The following is a 19,342-nucleotide window of genomic DNA, read 5'->3' on the forward strand; positions in this document are numbered from 1 at the left end:
CCGTCGGGTCAACTGCCACAGTCGGCTGCACAGCGGCATGATGCCGCCGGTCAACCGCCGTCTTTGCACAAGAGAATCCGTTATGCGCCTATTGCTGGTCGAAGATGATCGCGCCCTCGGTCAAGGCATTCGCGTTGCCCTCGGCAGCGAAGGCTACACCCTCGACTGGTTGCAGGATGGGGTCAGCGCCCTGCACGCCCTGCGCAGTGAGAGCTTCGACTTGCTACTGCTCGACCTCGGCCTGCCCCGGCTCGACGGCCTGGCGCTGCTGCAACGCTTGCGCGGCGAGCAACAGGATTTGCCGGTGCTGATCCTCACCGCCCGCGACGGCACGGCGGAACGCATCGCCGGGCTGGATGCCGGCGCCGACGACTACCTGATCAAACCGTTCGATGTCGATGAATTGAAAGCGCGTATTCGCGCGTTGCTGCGCCGCAGTCAGGGCCGCGCGCAACCGGTGCTCGAGCATGCAGGAGTGTGCCTGGACCCGGTCACGCAACAGGTCAGCTGGCACGGCACCGACGTGGTGGTGACGCCGATGGAATATCAATTGCTGCACCAGTTGATGGCCCGCCCCGGCAAAGTCGTCACCCGCGAACGCTTGTCGCGAGCGCTGTATGGCTGGCAGGACCGGGTCGAGAGCAACACCCTCGAAGTGCTGATCCACAACCTGCGCAAAAAACTTTCGAGCGAGTTGATCCGCACCGTGCGCGGGGTCGGCTATGTGGTGGAGCTCAAGCCATGATTTCCATACGTGCGCGGATTCTGGTGCCGGTGCTGATTCTGGTATTGATCGGCGACCTGCTGATCAGTTGGCTGGTGCTGCGCGACAGTCACCATGAAATCGAAGAAGTCTACGATGCCCAACTGGCGCAAAGCGCGCGCCTGCTGCAAGGCGTACTGGCCCAGCGCACGCCCGGCGACAACGACTGGAACCGGCTCTATCAGGCCTTCGATGAAGCCATGAGCCGGGTCGGCGACGGTGAGGCTGCGCACCCTTACGAAACCCGTCTGACCTTTCAAGTGTGGCGCAGCGACGGGCAGTTGCTGGTGCGCTCGGCCGAAGCGCCGGAGCTTGCCGCGCCGCCCACCACCCTCGGCTCCCACGATCTGATGGAGAATGGCCGCGACTGGTGCGCGTTTCTGCTCAAGGATCCGCAACAGGGGCTGCTGATCTGGGTCGGCGAGCGTGACGACATCCGCCAGGATCTGATCGAACGCATCGTCGGCCACACGTTATGGCCGAGCCTGATCGGCGTACCGCTGCTGGCCGCGTTGATCTGGCTGACCATCGGCTGGGGCCTGCAACCGTTGCGCGCCATGGCGCAGAGCATTCGCGGACGTGACACCGAAACCCTGAAGCCGCTGCACCTCAGCCCCCTGCCGCATGATCTGGAGCCGATGCAGACCGCGCTCAATCGCCTGTTACAGCAGATCGACAATCTGCTGGCGCGTGAGCGGCGCTTCATTGCCGACGCCGCCCATGAGCTGCGCACGCCGCTGGCGATCCTGCGCATCCACGCGCAAAACGCGCAACTGGCGGCGACCCCGCAACAACGCGAAGAAGCCTTGGAATATCTGGTCAGTGCGGTGGATCGGGCGACGCGCATCGCCAGTCAGTTGCTGATCATGGCGCGCATCGAACCGCAGCTGGCCAATCCTCAAACCCGCAGCGTGGAATTGACCGAACTGGTGCGCGAAGAGCTCGCCGAACTGGCACCGCTGGCCATGGAAAAAGACGTTGAACTGATCCTCGACAGCGACCACCACTGCCCGGTCGACACCGACCCGGTGGCCCTCGCCATCGCCCTGCAGAACCTGGTGACCAACGCCCTGAATTTCGCCCCGCCGGGCAGCGAGGTGCGGGTTCAGGTGCAACCGCAGGCGGGCGGCGCGGTGTACATCAGCGTCGAAGACGCCGGCCCGGGTATCAACGAGGAGGAATACGCGCGGCTGTTCGAGCGTTTCTACAGCCACGGCCACGGTAACGGCGCGGGACTGGGGCTGGCGATCGTGCAGATGATCGTCAGCAAGATCGGCAGCACGTTGCAGCTGTACAACCGGCCGCAGGGCGGGTTGTGTGCGCAGTTGCGGATCAACGAGGCACCGTGACCCGGACAGCCTTTGCGTGAAAGACATTGTAATGAGGTGATTTAGCGAAGCGTTGCGCCGCCCCCGCTGGAATGCGCAGCAGTCCAGCTCGTCAAAGAGGGGCCGCTTCGCGCCCCATCGGGGATAAATCCCCTCGCCACAGTGATCTCCCAGAACCCAATGCAAATCTGGGCAGTAAGGATCCCTGAGCCAATCGATGCTTTTGACAAAATTTTCATGTTCGCCCAAATAAGATCCGCAGCCTCGTTGGGGAGTAGCCTGTTTCCGAGTCCCTCGGAAGCGTTCGTATCAACATTCTCGGCAACCTGCCGTGGTACGAACACCTTTTGGTTGGTGAGACCGACGACACATCCATGCCTAAAGTCGGGCGTGTGGTTGTGTCGTTGACTCATAGCCCGACTGGAAGTGTGCCCCGTGAATCCTGTTTCCCTCATATTCCTCGCCCTGGCCATGTCCACGGACGCGTTCGCCGCGGCCATCGGCAAAGGCTCCAGCCTGCACAAACCACGTCTGACCGAAGCGCTGCGCACCGGCCTGATCTTCGGCGTGATCGAAGCCATCACCCCGATCATCGGCTGGCTGATCGGCCAGGCCGCCACCCGCTGGGTCGCCGAATGGGACCACTGGATCGCCTTCAGCCTGCTGCTGATCCTCGGTCTGCACATGATCTACAACGGCCTGAAACACGAAGACGAGGAAGAAGAAAAACCCGGTCAGCATTCGTTCCTGATTCTCGCGGTCACCGCGTTCGCCACCAGCATTGACGCCCTCGCAGTCGGCGTCGGTCTGGCGTTTGTCGATGTGAATATCTGGGTGGCGGCAGCGGCCATCGGCGTGGCAACCATGACCATGGTGACCATCGGCGTGATGCTTGGCCGGGTGCTCGGCGCAGTGGTCGGCAAGCGTGCGGAAATCGTCGGCGGTGTGGTGTTGATGATCGTCGGCGCGACCATTCTGTACGAGCACTTGTCTGCCTGATTCAGCCCCGGATCAGCGCCGCCAGTGTCATCGCGTTGCCCAACGCGGCGCCACTGGCGGTGTTGTCGAAGATGCACCAGGTCGCGGCAGCTTCTGCTGCCGCGACTTTCATCTTCTCTGCCAGCGCTTGCAGATAACCGTCATCGTAGGCGCTGTGGTAGATACGTGGCGAACCGTGCAATCGCCAATAACGCACCCCCAACCAGCCCTGCGCTGAGTGGTCGCTACTGATCCGCGACGGATCGACCATGACCTGAGCAATCCGATACGCGCGCAGCATCGTCGCTGCCGCTGCCCAGGATTCATGCCGAGGTTCAACCACCACGTCTCCGTCGAAGCGTTGGCGCAACGCCACGAAAAACGCCTCTGCGCTTGCCGGCGCAAAGGCCAGCGAAGGCGGCAGTTGCACCAGCAAGCATCCCAGCCGATCAGCCAGTCCCTCGCATTGCTCGAGAAATTCGTCCAACGCTTGATCACAGTTTTGCAGACGCAATTGATGGGTGATCTGCTTTGGCACCTTCACCGAAAAACGAAAATCCGGCGGCACCGAATCCGCCCAGCGCGCATAAGTCTGACGCCGATGCGGACGATAGAACGAGCTGTTGATTTCCACACAGTCGAACCGCGCCGCATATCGCTGCAGATGCGTGCCCTCGGCCGGAAACTGCGGCCAATACTCACGTCCCAGACTCCAGCCTGCGCAACCGATGAACATCAAAAAAGCACCTTCGCCGCTTCACGCATGAAAATCTCTACGGTCTTCGGGCCGATTCCGTCGAACGCCATCAGGCGCAGTTCGAATTCAGTCCGATCGGCGCTGGCCTTGACGATGTTGCCGACCTTGCCGGCATATTCATCATTAAGCCGCGCCGCCAGCGCCAGCAAACGCGTGGCCGTGGTTTCGTCGTAACGCACGTAATGCGCTTCGCCTAGCATGCCGACCAGTTGTCGATGCGTGCAGTTCGCGAGCTTGCGCGGCGTGTCGCGCTGATGCCGCTCGGCAATCACTCGATAGGCCTCGGCGGCAATGTCGGCCTGAATGCGTTTGCCCATCAGAAAACTGGCGAGCAGCCATTTGAACAACCCCTCCTCGCTTACCGGATCGAGGCTGATGTGCAGGTCGTGGGCGCTGATGGTTTTGCTCATCGGTTTATCCCTCACTGCCCTCTGTAGGAGCTGCCGCAGGCTGCGATCTTTTGATCTTGTTTTTAAAAAATCAAAGTCAAAAGATCGCAGCCTGCGGCAGCTCCTACATGAAGTTATTTTTTGCCGGGGAGGACGCTGGCCAGCACCTGCTTGGCGGCTTGCACGATCACGCCCGCTTCGTCGGGGTCGCCCTTGAGCAGGGTCGTGGCGAATTTCTTCGCCTGTTCGAGCTTGATGTGCGGCGGCAATGGCGGCACGTTGGGGTCGGTTTTGAACTCGATCAGCACCGGCACTTCCGAGGCCAGCGCTTGTTCCCAGGCGGCGGCTACGTCTTCTTCGCGGTCGACGAAAATCCCTTTCAGGCCAATGGAAATGGCGAACAAGTGATACGGCACATCGGGGATGCTTTGCGACGCTTCGAACTTCGGATCGCCCTCCATCACCCGCTGCTCCCAGGTGACCTGATTCAAGTCCTCGTTGTTGAACACCGCACAGATCCATTTCGGGCTGTCCCACTGGCGCCAGTATTTGGCGACGGTGATCAGCTCGGCCATGTTGTTCATCTGCATCGCGCCATCCCCCACCAGCGCAATCACCGCCCGCTCCGGATGGGCAAACTTGGCGGCGATCGCATACGGCACGGCAGCGCCCATCGAGGCCAGCCCGCCAGATAGCGAACACTGCATGCCACGACGAATCTTCAGGTCGCGAGCGTACCAGTTGGCGCACGAACCCGAGTCGCTGGTGATGATCGCCTGATCCGGCAGGCGCGGTGACAGCTCGTACACCACCCGCTGCGGATTGATCGGATCGGCCTTGGACATGGCGCGTTTTTCCAGGGTCTTTTCCCAGGTGCTGCGCCAGCCTTCGATTTTCTTGCGCCACTTGTGCGAGGTTTTCTGTTCAAGCAACGGCAGCAGTGCCGCGAGGGTTTCGGCGGAGTCGCCGACCAGATTGACCTCCATCGGATAACGCAGGCTGAGCATGTCCGGTTGCAGGTCGATCTGCACGCCCCGCGCCTGACCTTCCTTGGGCAGAAATTCGGCATACGGGAAACCCGAACCGATCATCAGCAAGGTGTCGCATTCGTTCATCATCTTGTAGCTCGGCTCGGTGCCGAGCAGACCGATGCTGCCAGTGACCCACGGCAAATCGTCCGGCAGTGCAGCCTTGCCGAGTAACGCCTTGGCGACCCCGGCACCGAGTTTTTCCGCGATGGCAATCACTTCATCCGTCGCCTGCAACGCGCCAGCACCCACCAGAATCGCGACTTTTTCGCCACTGTTCAAAACGTCTGCGGCGCGCTGCAGATCCGCTTCATAGGGCAGCACTTTCGGCTTGGTATAACCGACGCCAGAGTGCGCGGTGCCGTGCGCCCGCGCCGGTGGCTCGTACTCGAGATCCTGCAAATCATTGGGCAGGATGATCGCCGTCACCCGCCGCTCGCCAACCGCCGTGCGCACGGCACGGTCGAGCAAATGCCGCACTTGCGACGGCGCCGACGCCTGCTGCACAAACGCCCCGGCCACATCCTTGAACATCGAAACCAGGTCCAGCTCCTGCTGGTAATGACTGCCGAGCGCCGTCCGCGCCTGCTGGCCGACAATCGCCAGCACCGGCTGGTGATCCATGCGGGCGTCATACAACCCGGTGATCAGGTGCGAAGCGCCCGGCCCCGAAGTGGCGATGCACACGCCCAACTCGCCCGTGAACTTGGCGTGGGCCGACGCCATGAACGCGGCCATTTCTTCGTGTCGGGCCTGAACGAATTCGATCTTGCCATTGGCTCGGGCGAGCGCGCCGAACACGCCATTGATGCCGTCTCCCGGATAACCAAAAATCCGCGTGACGCCCCATTGGCTAAGCCGCTCAACCAGAAAATCTCCCACTGTCGTCGTCATCTCGTTCCTCGCCTGTCACCGATGCATGAAGCCGTCCCGGCAGATCAGCCGCCGGGCGGTACAAGGGTCTGGACAGCCGGGACGCGCGCGAAGTTTCGATTGTTTTTACTCGCCGGCATTGCCGAACCGCCCCTGTAGGAGCTGCCGCAGGCTGCGATCTTTTGATCTTCAAAAACAACATCAAAAGATCGCAGCCTTCGGCAGCTCCTACACGGGGACCATTAGCGATGCGGATGCACCGTCAGCGCCACCAGTTTGATCACGATCGGCCGCACCACGAGGATGCAAAGGAAAGCCACCGGCATTGCCAGCTTGTAGGCGTGCAACGCATTACTCAGGTAGTCGTTATCAATCCCGGAATTGGCCGCAGTGATCACCAGCGACATCAGGAACGCCATGATCGTCGCCATGTACAACGCAAACACGTAGGGCGTCGCACGCGGTGACAGCTTGCGCCGGCTGAGATACAAGGCATCGGTAGTGGTTCTTTGATTCATATGGCTTTTCCATCCATTGACAGGGAGTCGGCACCTTAGCAAAGCGCCCTGCCCTCAACTAGACGGCCCGCCACAGGTACTTTATAAAGCACAACTTACGAATCAAACCCACGCGGCGGGACACCGATGAATCTGTTGGCGGCGATTGCCAGTTTTATCAAAGTGGTCGAAGCCGGCTCCATCGTCGGTGCCGCCAAGACACTGGGCGTCAGTGCGGCGGCGGTCAGCCAGACCCTCAATCGCCTCGAAACGCACCTCGGCGTTCGCTTGTTGCAGCGCACCACCCGCCGCATGGCCCTCACCGAAAATGGTGCGCTGTATTACGAGAAGGTCAGACGCATCGCGGCCGATCTGGAGTCGGCGCAAAGTGCGATTGTCAACGATGAAAGCGAACTGCAAGGTCGCTTGAGCATCGCCTCCACCAGCGCATTCGGCCGCCACGTATTGGCGCCGTTACTCGCCAGTTTTGCCGCGCTGCATCCACGCCTGCTGGTCGAGCTGTCGACCACCAACGGCAAGATCAATCACATTAAGGACGGCATCGACCTGAGCCTGCGGATCAAGCCGCAACTGGAAGACGGCATCGTCGCGCGCAAGATCGTTTCCCTGCCGTTCATCTTCTGCGCCGCCCCCGCCTACCTCGAACGCGCCGGCGTGCCGCAATCTCCGCAAGACTTGCAACACCACGCCTGCCTGACGTTCCGCTATCCACTGGACGGGCGCTTTCTGCGCTGGGGGTTCGTCCGTGACGGCGAGCATTACGACGCCCCGATCAACGCCACCGCCATCAGCGACGACATCGACGCCCTCGCGCAAATGGCAGTCAACGGCGCCGGCGTCACGCGTCTGGCCGAATTCGTCGCCGCGCCCTATCTGGAGAACGGTCAATTGCTGCCGTTGTTCGACGACCTGCAAGGTGCGGCTCATGCTTATGTCGAACCAATGGACATTTACGCATGCGTGCAGGAACGAGCGGCGATGACGCCGAAGGTCAGAGCCTTCATGGATTTTTTGACTGAGCACTTGAAGACACGCTGGCCGACCGAAGATGCTTTGGCCCCGTCGTTTCACGCGCCCACTGAAAAGGATTTGCAGTGAACACACCACGTTATGCAAAAGGCTCAGGGCAGCCACCGGTACATCTCGCGGCGATCAACTCGTCCGACTCGACAACGGGCCATCTGGTCTTCGCCGGCGCTGCTGCCGGAGAACGCACAATGCTCTTCACCTCAAATGCCGAGCTGGTGCACTTGCTCAACGAGCTGATGCTTGCGCGTGTACCTTTCGCTGTCGGAGGCATGTGCCCCGGCCCGGCGGATGAGGTGGCATTACTGATCGCCAACGCACAGCTTGTGGGCCCGTACCTCGAACTATCCTGGACTGGCCCGCAGCAATGGGTAGTACGCCAGATGGCAAATAACCCCGGTCAATGGCAGCTGGCAGCTGACCTCAGCGAGATTGCCAACACATCATTCGATCCGGAGTCGCTGAAAAATCTTATGCTGTCTTGTCTGATGCCTGTCAGATAACCATCGGCAAATCCACCATGAGGTCCATTTCATGAGTAAAGCGCCCTACGTACCGCCCAAAGTCTGGAAACACGATGCGCCGTCCGGCGGCCAGTTCGCCAGCATCAACCGCCCGATTGCCGGGCCGACGCATGAAAAGACCCTGCCAGTGGGCAAACATCCGCTGCAGCTGTATTCACTGGCGACGCCCAATGGCGTGAAGGTGACCATCCTTCTGGAAGAACTGCTCGCACTGGGGCACACCGAGGCCGAGTACGATGCGTGGCTGATCCGCATCAACGAGGGGGATCAGTTCTCCAGCGGTTTTGTCGAGATCAATCCGAACTCGAAGATTCCGGCACTGCTCGACCGCAGCGCACAGCCGCCGATTCGGGTGTTCGAATCCGGTTCGATCCTGTTGTATCTGGCGGAAAAATTCGGCGCCTTCCTGCCGCAAGATCCCGCCGGCCGTACCGAAACCCTGAACTGGCTGTTCTGGCAGATGGGCGCCGCGCCTTATCTGGGCGGTGGCTTCGGGCACTTCTACGCGTATGCGCCGGAGAAACTCGAATACCCGATCAACCGCTTCACCATGGAAGCCAAGCGTCAGCTTGATGTGCTTGATCGGCGCCTTGGCGAAAGCCGTTATCTGGCCGGCGACAGCTACACCATCGCCGACATCGCAGTGTGGCCGTGGTATGGCCAACTGGTGCGCAACAACGTGTATTCGGCCGCCGAGTTTCTAGCGGCGCACGAATACACCCACGTGCAACGCTGGGCAGAGGAAATCGCTCAACGCCCAGCGGTGATTCGTGGCCAGCGGGTCAATCGCACCTGGGGCGACGAGGCCAGCCAGGTTGCCGAGCGGCATCAGGCCAGCGATCTGGATTGACGCCGCGCTCCCACAGAGATTCGTGCTGGACACAGGGATCCGGGATCACAGCAATCCTTGTGGGAGCGGGCTTGCTCGCGAAGGCGCTGGGTCAGCCAACACTGACATCACAGGCATACCGCTTTCGCGAGCAAGCCCGCTCCCACAGCAACATGAGGGCGCGACGCGCAAGTGCCCTGTTTCGCAAGACCCACCGGATAAACCTATCTCCACACCACCACTGTCACCGAAGGATCTGCAATGCCCCCTGGAAAACGAGAACTGGCACGGATCGAGCGACGCTTGATTGCCACACTCACCGACGCGTGTGAAACCGCAAAAGGCGAAATCAAAGGCTTCACCTGGCTCACCCACACCGCTGACCTGAACGCGCTGGCTCAAACCTTGAAAGTCATCTGGGTGTTCGACACCGAGGCCGACAAAAACCTCGCCCTGACGCAAGGCAAGGCACGCATTTTTGAACTGACAGCCACCGCGCTGAGGGAGGCCGACATCGACCTGCCCCCCTCAGAGCGCAACGTGCGTTTCGACTCCGAGGAGGCGTGCCAACGCACGCACGGCGGCAACTGGAGTGAGCGCCTGGCCCGGTATTCCTAGCCCTTGCGTTGCTGCTGATACTGCGCCACCAGCTTGTCGAGGAACTCGAACAGTTTCAGGTTCATCTCCTCATAAACATTGGTTCGTAGCATCGCCGGCTGCTGAACGAAACGCCGATCCACCGCCGCCGCCAACTCGTCGCCGGACGCGGCAATCAAGCGCTCCACGACCTCCGTCGTGAACTCCATATGACACTGGAAGCCGTAGACCAGATCGCCGTATTCGACAATCTGACGCGGGCAGCCCTCACTGACGGCGAGGACCTTCGCATCCGCCGTCAGCCCCGGCATATCGTTGTGCCAATGCCCGACTTCGAGCACATCGCCAAAGTGCGCCACTTTGGCATTGCCCTTCCCCGCCTCGGTCAACGCGATCGGAAAATTGCCGATCTCCTTTTCCGGACTGTGGCCATGCACAGCACCCAGCGCTTCGCCGAGCAATTGAGCGCCCAGGCAAACGCCGACCACTGCCTTGTTGGCGTTGATTGCTCTAAGGATCAGATCGCACTCGGCAGCCGCGTCGAAATGCGGGCATTCTTCCTTGCTCGTCGCCGGCGATTGCGGGCCGCCCAACACCACCAGCAGGTCGATGTTCTCGACGTTCGCGGGCAAGGCCTCATACGCATGAACCCGCGAATAACTGGCTTCATGGCCACGTTCGCGAACCCAGGTTTCATAGGCGCCGGGCGATTCGAATGCTTCGTGAACCACGAAATGAACGTTCATTGGAAATCCTTGGTGGGGCTGGATGAGTGATGTGCGAAAGACTATATGACACTTAGTGTCATTGGCAAATCCGTGGCTGGAACGATCACTTTCACACTCCTCTCAACCGGTGGCATTCGACTCCACAAGATGCACTTGCGCAGCACTGCGCCCCGCAAACCAGGCGAGCACAGACGCCATCACCAACACCGCAGCGCTCAGCTCGAAGGTGGCTTTATAACCGCTCAGGTCAAACGCCAGTCCACCGACGATTGCCCCTCCGGCGATTGCCAGTTGCACGATGGCCACGAGCAGCCCTCCGCCGGCTTCGGCATCCTCCGGGAGTGTCTGCGCCAGCCATGTCCACCAGCCAACGGGAGCCGCCGTAGCCACCAGACCCCATAGCCCGAGCAGCACCGCGGTCAGCAGCGGCGATGCGCCGAAGTTCACCAGCGCCAGTGCGATGACCGCCATTACCAGCGGGATAACCGTAAGCGTGCGGTACAGGCCGGTGCCGAGGAATCTTTCGATCACAAAGGTCCCGATGAAACCCGCAAGCCCCAGTCCCAGCAACATCAAGGACAGTGTTGAGACGCTGACCCCGGTGACCCCCTCCAGAAACGGCCGCAGGTAGGTGAACAGCATGAATTGCCCCATGAAAAATACGCTGACAGCGACCATCCCCAAGGCGACCGGCCATTGCTTCATCAGCCGCAGGGCATTGCCGCCACCGGCCTGACGCTCGAGCTGGAAGGACGGCAGACTGATCAGCAGCCACACGGCCGCCAGCGCGGCGACCGGAACCACGCAGAAGAATGCGCCGCGCCAACCTATCAGCGAGCCGAGGAAGCTGCCCGCCGGAGCGGCGATTACTGTCGCCAGTGCGTTCCCGCCGTTGACGATCGCCAGTGCCCGAGACACTTGGTCAGGCTGCACCAGACGCATCGCGGTCGCCGCCGACAACGACCAGAAACCGCCGATCGCGATGCCGATCAGGGCCCGCCCGAACATGAACGAGGGGTAGCCCGGCGCGAACGCGACCACCGTACCCGACACGATCATCAGCAAGGTCAGCCCCAGCAGCAACTTCTTGCGCTCGACACGCGCGGCGACCGCGGCAATCACCAGACTGGTCATCAGGGCGAATGCACCGGACACGGAGATCCCCTGCCCGGCCTGGCCTTCGCTGATGTGCAGTTCGGCGGCAATGGGCGTCAGCAGGCTGACCGGCATGAATTCTGAAGCGACCAGCGCGAAGGCGGCCAACGACATGGCCAGCACTGCGCTCCAGCCGCGCTTTTCTGTAGAAAGGGAAGTCATTGGAACTACCTGTATTGCGAGAGGCGTCCGGGCGATTGCCCGGACGCGCTGTTGTTCACGGTGCCTGGATCGCGTTTTCGAATCGCGCCAATCCTGTAATGGTTTGACACATTCTCCCGGTCGATTGACCTCTGCCCTAGTGCATTTCTCTTGAATGCTTGCCTGATCCTCTGAGGTTGCAGGGTGATGTATAGGAAACCGCTGTGCAGCGGACTAGAGTTCGATCAACAGGAGTTGCCCGACATGATCACTACCCCGCTGCGCCACGAATCACCTTTGGCGTTGAACATCGACCCGCGCGTGAGCGAACCGGATGACTTCGCCACGGCCATATCCGGGCTGTCGCTGTTTCGTCGCGACCAGCCGGTGGCGCCGGCCGTGTGCATGATCGAGCCGAGCCTGATTCTGGTGGGCCGTGGGGAAAAGCGCTTGTGGGTCGGGGGTGAGGGTTACAGCTACGACCCTTCGCGGTTTCTGGTCACCTCACTGGATCTGCCCGCCAACTCCGAAGTGCTGACTGCCAGCCCTGAGCAGCCCTGTGTCGGGCTGGTACTGAAACTGGACGTCGGCATGCTCGCCGAGGTCATCACCAAGGTGGGCTTGCCGGCCAAGCGGCATTCATCCACGGGTTCAGGCGCTGGCATTGGCGACATGACGTGCGCCCTGCAAGGTGCGCTCGAGCGCCTGTTGGCATTACTCGATGAACCCGAGGCGATCCCGGTGTTGGCGCCGCTGGTGCTGCGGGAAATCCACTATCGGCTGCTCCATACCGATCAAGGCGCGCGGCTGCGGCAGATCACTGCCGTCGATGGCCAGGGTTATCGCATCGCCAAAGCCATCGACTGGCTCAAGGTCAACTACACCACGGCGCTGCGCATCGATGAGCTGGCGGCGCGGGTGCAGATGAGCGCACCGACCTTTCACCATCACTTCCGCCAGCTCACCGGCATGAGCCCGCTGCAGTACCAGAAGTGGCTGCGATTGAACGAAGCCCGCCGGCTGATGTTGATGGAACGTCTGGACGTTTCGCGCGCGGCGTTTGCGGTCGGCTACGAAAGCCCCTCGCAGTTCAGCCGCGAATACGCACGCCTGTACGGCACCGCACCCAGTCGTGACATCGCGCTGCTGCGCGGTGAACCCTTCGCCGCAGAAGCACTGGGCAACGCGGCAAGCTGAGCAAAGAACACGCGTTACCGGTGAGGCGCCACGCCGCGTTTCACCGCCTATAAAAATGCACGTCAACCGATGATCGAGCGGGTGAACCATGGAACTACGAATCAACCAGAAAACCTATCAGGTCGATGCCGACGCCGATACGCCCCTGCTGTGGGTGATCCGCGACGATCTGGGCATGACCGGCACCAAATACGGCTGTGGACTGGCGCAGTGCGGCGCCTGCTCGGTGCTGGTGGACGGCAACGTGGTGCGCTCGTGCGTCACGCCGGTAGCCGGTGTGGTTGGCCGCGAGGTCACCACCATCGAGGCGATCGAGGCCGATGAAGTCGGCAAACGGGTGGTCTCGACCTGGGTCGATCTGCAGGTCGCCCAGTGCGGCTACTGCCAGTCCGGCCAGGTGATGGCCGCCACGGCGCTGCTCAAGCAAAACCCCAAGCCGAGTGACGCGCAGATCGAAGCGGCGATGGTCAACCTGTGCCGCTGCGGCACGTACAACGCCATTCATGCCGCTGTGCATGAGCTGGCCGGCAAGGGAGAAGCCTGATGAACGTGCGTATCGATCCTGCTCAGGAAGCATCAGCCCTGGCTCTGCACGAACCGATCAACGTGTCGCGCAGACGTTTTCTGGCCGGCACTGCCGTCGGTGCCCTGGTGCTCGGCTTCGGCCTGCCGCTGGGGACGACTCGCGTGCAAGCGGCAGTGGCGGCCGCGACTGCCGAGCGCGGTACGCAGGTGCCGGCGTTTCTGGAAATCCGCCCGGACAACCGCGTGCGCCTGCTCTGCCCGTTCATGGAAGGCGGCCAAGGTACGTTCACCGCGATGGCGCAGATCGTCGGTGAAGAGCTGGACGCCGACCCGGCAACCTTTCTGGTCGAAGCCGCGCCGCCCGGCGAAGCCTATGTGGTGATGGAAAACGGCATGCGCATCACCGGCGGCAGCATGTCGGTGCGCATGAGTTACCCGGTGATGCGCCGCCTCGGCGCCCTCGCCCGCGCCATGTTGCTGCAGGCGGGCGCGCAGCAGCTGGGCGTGCCGGTGAGCGAACTGACTACCGAACCCGGCAAAGTCGTGCACGCCAAGTCGGGGCGATCCGTGGCCTACGGCGAACTGGCCGAGCACGCCATGGATCTGCCGGTTCCCGATCCGGCCTCGGTGCAGCTGCGTGATCCGAGCCAGTTCCGCTGGATCGGCAAACCGGTGAAGCGCGTCGATGCCTACGACAAGTCCACGGGCAAGGCGCTGTACAGTATCGATCTGAAGGTCGACGACATGCTGCATGCCGCCGTTCAACATGCCCCGCGTCTGGGGATGACGGTGGGCAAGCTGCGCAACGAAGAGCAGGTCAAGGCGATGAAAGGCGTGCATTCCGTGCATCGTCTGCCGGGTGCCGTGGCGGTGGTCGCCGAGCGTTGGTGGCACGCCAAACGTGCAGTGGAAGCGATACAGGTCGACTGGCAGGAACCCACGGCCGACAGCCAGGTACGGTCGATGCCCGCCGACTTTTCCAGCGATGCCTGGCTCAAGCGCCTGGCTGAAGACAAAGGCCCGGCCAAGGATGATGAAAATGAGGGCGACGTGACTGCGGTTCTGGCCAGCGCCAAGACCCGGATCGACGCCACTTACCACAACCAGTACCTGAACCACGGCCAGTTGGAGCCGCCATCGGCGCTGGCCCGATTCAATCCCGACGGTTCGCTGGAGGTCTGGCTGCCGAATCAGGCGCCGGACATGTTCCGTGCGGACATCGCCAAACGCACCGGGCTGGATCCGTCGCGGATCACCTTGCATTCGCCATTGCTCGGGGGCTTCTTCGGTCGGCATTTCCTCTACGACGCCGCCAGCCCCTACCCGCAGGCGATCGAGTTATCGAAAGCGGTTGGCCGCCCGGTCAAACTGATCTGGAGCCGCGAGGAAGAGTTCCTGCGCGACGTGCTGCGTCCCGTAGCCGCGGTGAATTTCCGCGCCGCACTGGACAACGACGGCTGGCCGCTGGCAATCGAAGCGATCAGCGCCACCGAAGGTCCGACCGAGGCGCTGGCCGACAAGCAGGGTGAAAAACTCGACCCGACGGCGCTTGAAGGGTTGTCGGGCAAGTCCTATGCGATTCCCAACAAGCGCATCGCGCAGATCTACGCCAAAGGCCCGGCGATGCTCGGTTACTGGCGTTCGGTGGGCAACTCGCTCAACGACTTCTTCTATGAGTCGTTCCTTGACGAACTGGCCGACAAGGGCGGCAAGGACCCGTTCGAACTGCGCCTGCATCTGTTGCGCGACAACCAACGACTGACCACGCTGCTGCAAGCGGTGGGCGAGCTGTCGGGGGGCTGGAAGCGCGGGCCGTTTACCGCCGCGGACGGCAGCAAACGTGCGCGAGGCGTGGCGATGGCGTCGCCGTTCGGAACTCAGACGGCGGTGATCGCCGAGGTTTCCATTGAGAACGGTCAGGTCAAGGTGCACGACATCTGGCAGGCGATCGACCCCGGCAGCATCGTCAATCCGGCGATTGTCGAAGCGCAGGTCAATGGCGCGGTGGCGCTGGGCCTCTCGCAGACGCTGGTGGAGGAAGCCGTGTGGATTGATGGCAAACCACGCGCGCGCAACTACGACTTGTATCCGATCCTGCCGCCTGCGCGGATGGCTCGGGTCCACGTGCGTGTTGTCGAGAGCGGGGAAAAAATGGGCGGCATCGGCGAACCACCGCTGCCCGCCGTCGCGCCCGCCGTCGCCAATGCGGTGGCAACGCTGACCGGGCAACGGGTGCGCAGCCTGCCCATGAGCCGACACACCTTCAGTTGATCAGCGCCGGAGCGTCCATGAATAACCACCGATTCGCAAGAACCGCTGGCTGGCTGGCAGTGCCGTGCCTGGTCGCGGCAGGCCTGCTGGCCTGGTATGTCACCCGCGAGCCCGTCTCGCCGCTTGACCATCAACCCGTCGTCGTGGCCGATATCGACCCGGCGCTGGTGGCCCGTGGCGAATACGTCGCCCGACTCAGCGATTGCGTCGCGTGCCACAGTGTGCCGGGCGGCGCACCGTTCGCTGGCGGCCTGGAAATGGCCACACCACTGGGCGCGATCCACGCGACCAACATCACCCCGGAACCGGAAACCGGCATCGGTCGCTACAGCCTGGCGGACTTCGACCGTGCGGTGCGCCACGGCGTGGCACCGGACAGCCGCCGTCTGTACCCGGCGATGCCCTACCCGTCCTACGCCAAGCTCAGTGACGACGATGTGCGAGCGCTGTACGCGTTTTTCATGAAAGGCGTGGCACCGGTCAAGCAGGCGAATATCCCGAGTGCGATTCCTTTCCCGTTGAACCTGCGCTGGCCGATTGCGCTGTGGAACGGTGTCTTCGCCGATACCGAACCTTACGTGGCCAAACCGTCGCAGGATGCCGTGTGGAATCGCGGCGCTTATCTCGTTCAAGGCGCCGGGCACTGCGGCAGTTGCCATACGCCGCGCGGGCTGGCGTTCAACGAGAAGGCCCTGGATGAATCCGGCGCGCCGTACCTCGCCGGCGCCTTGCTCGATGGCTGGTACGCGCCGAGCCTGCGTGATGATCACAACACTGGCCTGGGTCGCTGGAGCGAACCGGAGATCGTGCAGTTCCTCAAGACCGGGCGCAACAAACATGCGGTGGTTTACGGCTCGATGACCGAGGCGTTCAACAACTCCACGCAGTTCATGAGCGATGACGATCTGACCGCGATTGCCCGTTATCTCAAGTCATTGCCGGGGGACCGTCAGCGCGACGGCCAGCCATGGCAGTACCAAACGGTTTCGGCGATGGAAAGTCTGGACGCGCCCGGTGCTCATACCTACGTCACGCGCTGCGCTTCGTGCCACGGCCTCGACGGCAAGGGCCAGTCGGAATGGATGCCGCCGCTGGCCGGCGCCACCTCGGCACTGGCCAAGGAAAGTGCTTCGGCGATCAACATCACCCTCAACGGTTCGCAGCGGGTGGTGGCCGCCGGAGTGCCGGACGCCTACCGCATGCCGGCCTTCCGCGAGCAGTTGTCGGATCAAGAGATCGCCGAAGTGCTGAGCTTCATGCGCAGCACCTGGGGCAATCAGGGTGGTGCCGTTGAAGCGCAGGCTGTCAACAAGCTGCGTGAACGTACGGGTCCGGCCAGCAGCAGCCCGATCATTCTGCAAATGCGTTAGAGGAACTTTGATGGAAAGCATCGACTTGCTGGTCCTGCGCACCGCGCGGGACTGGCTCGCCGCCGGCGAGCGAGTATTGCTCGCCACGGTGGCGCGCACATGGGGCTCTTCGCCGCGCCCGACAGGGTCGATGATGGCCTTGCGTAACGACGGTCGCGCGGTCGGCAGCGTGTCCGGCGGTTGCATCGAGGACGACCTGATCCAGCGCTACACCACCGCGCATGGTGGCAGCGGCTTCAAGGACGCTGCGCCCGAGGTGGTGCGCTATGGCGTCAGCGCCGACGAGGCACATCGTTTCGGTTTGCCCTGTGGCGGCACGCTTGAGCTGATTCTCGAGTTCAACCCGTCGTGGCAGGTGCTGGACGAACTGCTGGTGCAACTGGATGCCGGGCAACTGGTGCGCCGCTGTCTGGCATTGGATAGCGGTCAGGTTACGCTGCAAGCCACGGCCACCCCGGAGCAATTCAGTTTCGACGGCCAACAGATGCTCAATACCCTCGGGCCGGGGTATCGGCTGCTGATGATCGGTGCCGGCGCGCTGGCCGAGTACCTGGCGACCATGGCGCTGTTCAACGGCTTCAAGGTCGCGGTTTGCGATCCTCGTGCGGAATACATCGAAACCTGGGCGGTGAACGGCGTGGAGCAGATCATCGGCATGCCGGATGACGTGGTCCGCGACTTCGCGGTCGATCTGCGCACCTGCATCGTCGCCTTGAGTCATGATCCGCGACTCGACGATCTGGCACTGCTCGAAGCCCTGCACAGCCCGGCGTTTTACATCGGCGCCATCGGCTCGCGGCGCAATAGCCAATTGCGTCGCGAACGTCTGATCGAGCATTTTGGTGAGACCCAGGCATCACTCGAACGCCTGCACGGGCCAATCGGCATCTACATTGGCAGCAAGACGCCGGCGGAGATCGCCGTCAGCGTGATGGCCGAGATTCTGGCCGCGAAGAATGGCGCCAGCCTGCTAAAAGAGTTTTCAATCGCGAACTCTAAGGCGCAGGAAGCCTGACTGGCTGGAACAATAACGATCAACAGAGCCGTTCGCGGCTTGCGCGTAATCAAGGAGCACCGCACAACATGGAACACATCACTTACCGCACCGCGACGGGCGCAGACGCGTTGAGCATGTGTGAGCTGGGGCAATTGCTCAACGACGTGCACCACACTGCCCGCCCCGACATCTATGCCCCGCCCACCGCCGATTTTTCCCGCGACCTGCCCCACTGGTCAGGCCTTTTCGAAAAAACCGGTCACGTTGTGTTCATCGCCCATGTCGACGATCAACCTGCGGCGTTTATCACGGCCAGTCTGTAGGCCAGTTCAGGGCCGTTGATGCAACCGCAGAATGTCGTTCGCATCGGCTCGGTGTGTGTCGCCGAACAGTTTTCGGGACAAGGCATCGGCCGTGGGCTGATGAATCTCGTGAAAAACTGGGCGATCGAACAGGATGCCCAGGATCTGCGGTTGACCGTCTGGCCATTCAATCGCCGTGCCGCGCGGATGTATGCGGAGTTCGGTTTCGAGACTCGGGCTGTCGAAATGGGCATGCGTTTGTAGCGGTTTGCCCCTGAGGCAAGCAGGCTCAGCCCAATCGCATCGACAGCTCGATGTCATCCGCAAACGGCACCGACAGGTAACCGTTCTGTGGCGCACGCACGTGAGCCAGATATTCCGGGCAATAGTTGGTGTTATCCGCCACCACCAGCGCGCCCGGCTTCAGGTGTTTTTCCACCAGCCTCAAGACGTCGCCATACAACGCCTTGGCCCCGTCGAGCAGGAGCAAGTCGACCGACGGCGGCAGGTCGCTGGCGAGGGTGACGAGTGCATCGCCTTCGCGGATTTCCACCAGATCGCTGACGCCGCCCTCGATGAAGTGATGGCGCGCCAGGGCGATTTTCGACGGTTCGAATTCGCTGCCGATCAGTACGCCGCCACCGTTGTCGCGCAGTGCCGCCGCCAGGTGCAGAGTGGACAGGCCGAACGAGGTGCCAAACTCGACAATCGCTTTAGCCTTGGTATTGCGCGCCAGCATGTACAGCAGTTTGCCGGTGTCGCGCGAGACCGGCAGCCACAGGTCCTTGAGCATGGCGTAGAGTTTCAGGTACTCGGTCTTGCTGTGCATCAGGCGCTCGCGCTCGGTGCCGGACACCGTTTCCAGCACCGGGCTGGTGGCGGCGCTGGCTTGGCTGTAGAGGCGTTCGATGAGGCTGGCCAATGGCTCAGAAGTCAGGGTGGTCATGATTACTTTCCGTCAATGGGGGATTAAGATGCGAGTGATTCGTCGCATTTAAATGATGCGAGTGATTCACTCGATCCGCTATTCGCGTTTCCCCCGAGGC

General features: G+C 62.0%; 19 protein-coding genes, 1 pseudogene and 1 riboswitch. Of the genes and pseudogenes, 13 read left to right on the forward strand and 7 right to left on the reverse strand.

Going from position 1 to position 19,342, the window contains the following annotated elements; translation table 11 throughout:
* The first annotated feature begins 82 nt into the window (after positions 1 to 82).
* From ACIOUG_RS02335 to mntP, 3 genes are all read left to right on the forward strand, one after another.
* Positions 83 to 745, forward strand: a complete 663-nt coding sequence (locus ACIOUG_RS02335; protein WP_401062193.1) for a response regulator — start codon at positions 83 to 85, stop codon at positions 743 to 745.
* A complete protein-coding gene (locus tag ACIOUG_RS02340) occupies positions 742 to 2,112 on the forward strand; it encodes an ATP-binding protein (protein ID WP_401062195.1) in 1,371 nt (456 codons plus the stop codon). The genes ACIOUG_RS02335 and ACIOUG_RS02340 overlap by 4 nt, the downstream gene beginning before the upstream one ends.
* A gap of 236 nt (positions 2,113 to 2,348) precedes the next feature.
* Positions 2,349 to 2,521: riboswitch (yybP-ykoY riboswitch) on the forward strand.
* Positions 2,522 to 2,526: 5 nt separating this feature from the next.
* Positions 2,527 to 3,090 carry a manganese efflux pump MntP gene (mntP, locus tag ACIOUG_RS02345; protein ID WP_401062197.1) on the forward strand — a complete coding sequence of 188 codons (564 nt, stop codon included), beginning with the start codon at positions 2,527 to 2,529 and terminating at the stop codon, positions 3,088 to 3,090.
* Between the two features lies 1 nt (position 3,091).
* Here the strand turns inward: mntP and ACIOUG_RS02350 are convergent, their stop codons facing one another.
* The 4 genes from ACIOUG_RS02350 to ACIOUG_RS02365 form a co-directional block, all read right to left on the reverse strand.
* On the reverse strand, positions 3,092 to 3,805 hold the full coding sequence (locus ACIOUG_RS02350; protein ID WP_401062199.1) for a DUF72 domain-containing protein: 714 nt from the start codon (positions 3,803 to 3,805) through the stop codon (positions 3,092 to 3,094).
* Positions 3,805 to 4,236 (reverse strand): DNA methylase, encoded by a 432-nt coding sequence (locus ACIOUG_RS02355; RefSeq protein ID WP_401062201.1) that lies wholly within the window; start codon positions 4,234 to 4,236, stop codon positions 3,805 to 3,807. Before ACIOUG_RS02355 ends, ACIOUG_RS02350 begins: the two co-directional genes overlap by 1 nt.
* 113 nt (positions 4,237 to 4,349) lie before the next feature.
* A complete protein-coding gene (locus tag ACIOUG_RS02360; RefSeq protein WP_401062203.1) occupies positions 4,350 to 6,137 on the reverse strand; it encodes a thiamine pyrophosphate-requiring protein in 1,788 nt (595 codons plus the stop codon).
* Between the two features lie 221 nt (positions 6,138 to 6,358).
* Complete coding sequence (locus ACIOUG_RS02365; RefSeq protein ID WP_003225824.1) at positions 6,359 to 6,634, reverse strand: DUF2798 domain-containing protein; 276 nt, start codon at positions 6,632 to 6,634, stop codon at positions 6,359 to 6,361.
* A gap of 126 nt (positions 6,635 to 6,760) precedes the next feature.
* Here ACIOUG_RS02365 and ACIOUG_RS02370 point away from each other — a divergent pair, with 126 nt between their 5' ends.
* From ACIOUG_RS02370 to ACIOUG_RS02385, 4 genes are all read left to right on the forward strand, one after another.
* Positions 6,761 to 7,732, forward strand: a complete 972-nt coding sequence (locus tag ACIOUG_RS02370; protein WP_401062205.1) for a LysR family transcriptional regulator — start codon at positions 6,761 to 6,763, stop codon at positions 7,730 to 7,732.
* Positions 7,729 to 8,163, forward strand: coding sequence for a hypothetical protein (locus tag ACIOUG_RS02375; RefSeq protein ID WP_401062207.1), 435 nt, complete (start codon positions 7,729 to 7,731; stop codon positions 8,161 to 8,163). Before ACIOUG_RS02370 ends, ACIOUG_RS02375 begins: the two co-directional genes overlap by 4 nt.
* 31 nt (positions 8,164 to 8,194) lie before the next feature.
* Positions 8,195 to 9,034 carry a glutathione-dependent disulfide-bond oxidoreductase gene (gene yghU, locus ACIOUG_RS02380; protein WP_401062209.1) on the forward strand — a complete coding sequence of 280 codons (840 nt, stop codon included), beginning with the start codon at positions 8,195 to 8,197 and terminating at the stop codon, positions 9,032 to 9,034.
* Positions 9,035 to 9,274: 240 nt separating this feature from the next.
* Complete coding sequence (locus ACIOUG_RS02385) at positions 9,275 to 9,631, forward strand: hypothetical protein (protein WP_401062211.1); 357 nt, start codon at positions 9,275 to 9,277, stop codon at positions 9,629 to 9,631.
* Here ACIOUG_RS02385 and ACIOUG_RS02390 read toward each other — a convergent pair.
* Positions 9,628 to 10,356, reverse strand: coding sequence for a type 1 glutamine amidotransferase (locus ACIOUG_RS02390; protein ID WP_401062213.1), 729 nt, complete (start codon positions 10,354 to 10,356; stop codon positions 9,628 to 9,630). The two genes, ACIOUG_RS02385 and ACIOUG_RS02390, sit on opposite strands and share 4 nt — an antisense overlap.
* A 102-nt stretch (positions 10,357 to 10,458) precedes the next feature.
* Positions 10,459 to 11,655 carry an MFS transporter gene (locus tag ACIOUG_RS02395; RefSeq protein ID WP_401062214.1) on the reverse strand — a complete coding sequence of 399 codons (1,197 nt, stop codon included), beginning with the start codon at positions 11,653 to 11,655 and terminating at the stop codon, positions 10,459 to 10,461.
* A gap of 243 nt (positions 11,656 to 11,898) precedes the next feature.
* Here ACIOUG_RS02395 and ACIOUG_RS02400 point away from each other — a divergent pair, with 243 nt between their 5' ends.
* From ACIOUG_RS02400 to ACIOUG_RS02425, 6 genes and pseudogenes are all read left to right on the forward strand, one after another.
* The gene (locus tag ACIOUG_RS02400; protein ID WP_401062216.1) at positions 11,899 to 12,831 is read left to right on the forward strand and encodes an AraC family transcriptional regulator N-terminal domain-containing protein; all 933 of its coding nucleotides are present in this window, start codon (positions 11,899 to 11,901) and stop codon (positions 12,829 to 12,831) included.
* Between the two features lie 88 nt (positions 12,832 to 12,919).
* Positions 12,920 to 13,375: a (2Fe-2S)-binding protein gene (locus ACIOUG_RS02405; protein ID WP_205890821.1), complete on the forward strand. Its 456-nt coding sequence runs from the start codon at positions 12,920 to 12,922 to the stop codon at positions 13,373 to 13,375.
* Positions 13,375 to 15,627 carry a molybdopterin cofactor-binding domain-containing protein gene (locus ACIOUG_RS02410; RefSeq protein WP_401062217.1) on the forward strand — a complete coding sequence of 751 codons (2,253 nt, stop codon included), beginning with the start codon at positions 13,375 to 13,377 and terminating at the stop codon, positions 15,625 to 15,627. The genes ACIOUG_RS02405 and ACIOUG_RS02410 overlap by 1 nt, the downstream gene beginning before the upstream one ends.
* A 17-nt stretch (positions 15,628 to 15,644) precedes the next feature.
* Positions 15,645 to 16,997, forward strand: coding sequence for a c-type cytochrome (locus ACIOUG_RS02415; RefSeq protein ID WP_401062219.1), 1,353 nt, complete (start codon positions 15,645 to 15,647; stop codon positions 16,995 to 16,997).
* Between the two features lie 10 nt (positions 16,998 to 17,007).
* Positions 17,008 to 18,012 (forward strand): XdhC family protein, encoded by a 1,005-nt coding sequence (locus ACIOUG_RS02420; protein ID WP_401062221.1) that lies wholly within the window; start codon positions 17,008 to 17,010, stop codon positions 18,010 to 18,012.
* Positions 18,013 to 18,080: 68 nt separating this feature from the next.
* Positions 18,081 to 18,560: pseudogene (locus ACIOUG_RS02425) on the forward strand (GNAT family N-acetyltransferase).
* Between the two features lie 25 nt (positions 18,561 to 18,585).
* On the opposite strand, the gene ACIOUG_RS02430 reads toward ACIOUG_RS02425, so the two are convergent.
* Positions 18,586 to 19,242: an O-methyltransferase gene (locus tag ACIOUG_RS02430; RefSeq protein ID WP_401062222.1), complete on the reverse strand. Its 657-nt coding sequence runs from the start codon at positions 19,240 to 19,242 to the stop codon at positions 18,586 to 18,588.
* Positions 19,243 to 19,342: the final 100 nt, after the last annotated feature.

This window comes from Pseudomonas sp. NPDC087803 (assembly GCF_044742995.1).
Classification (GTDB): Bacteria; Pseudomonadota; Gammaproteobacteria; order Pseudomonadales; family Pseudomonadaceae; genus Aquipseudomonas.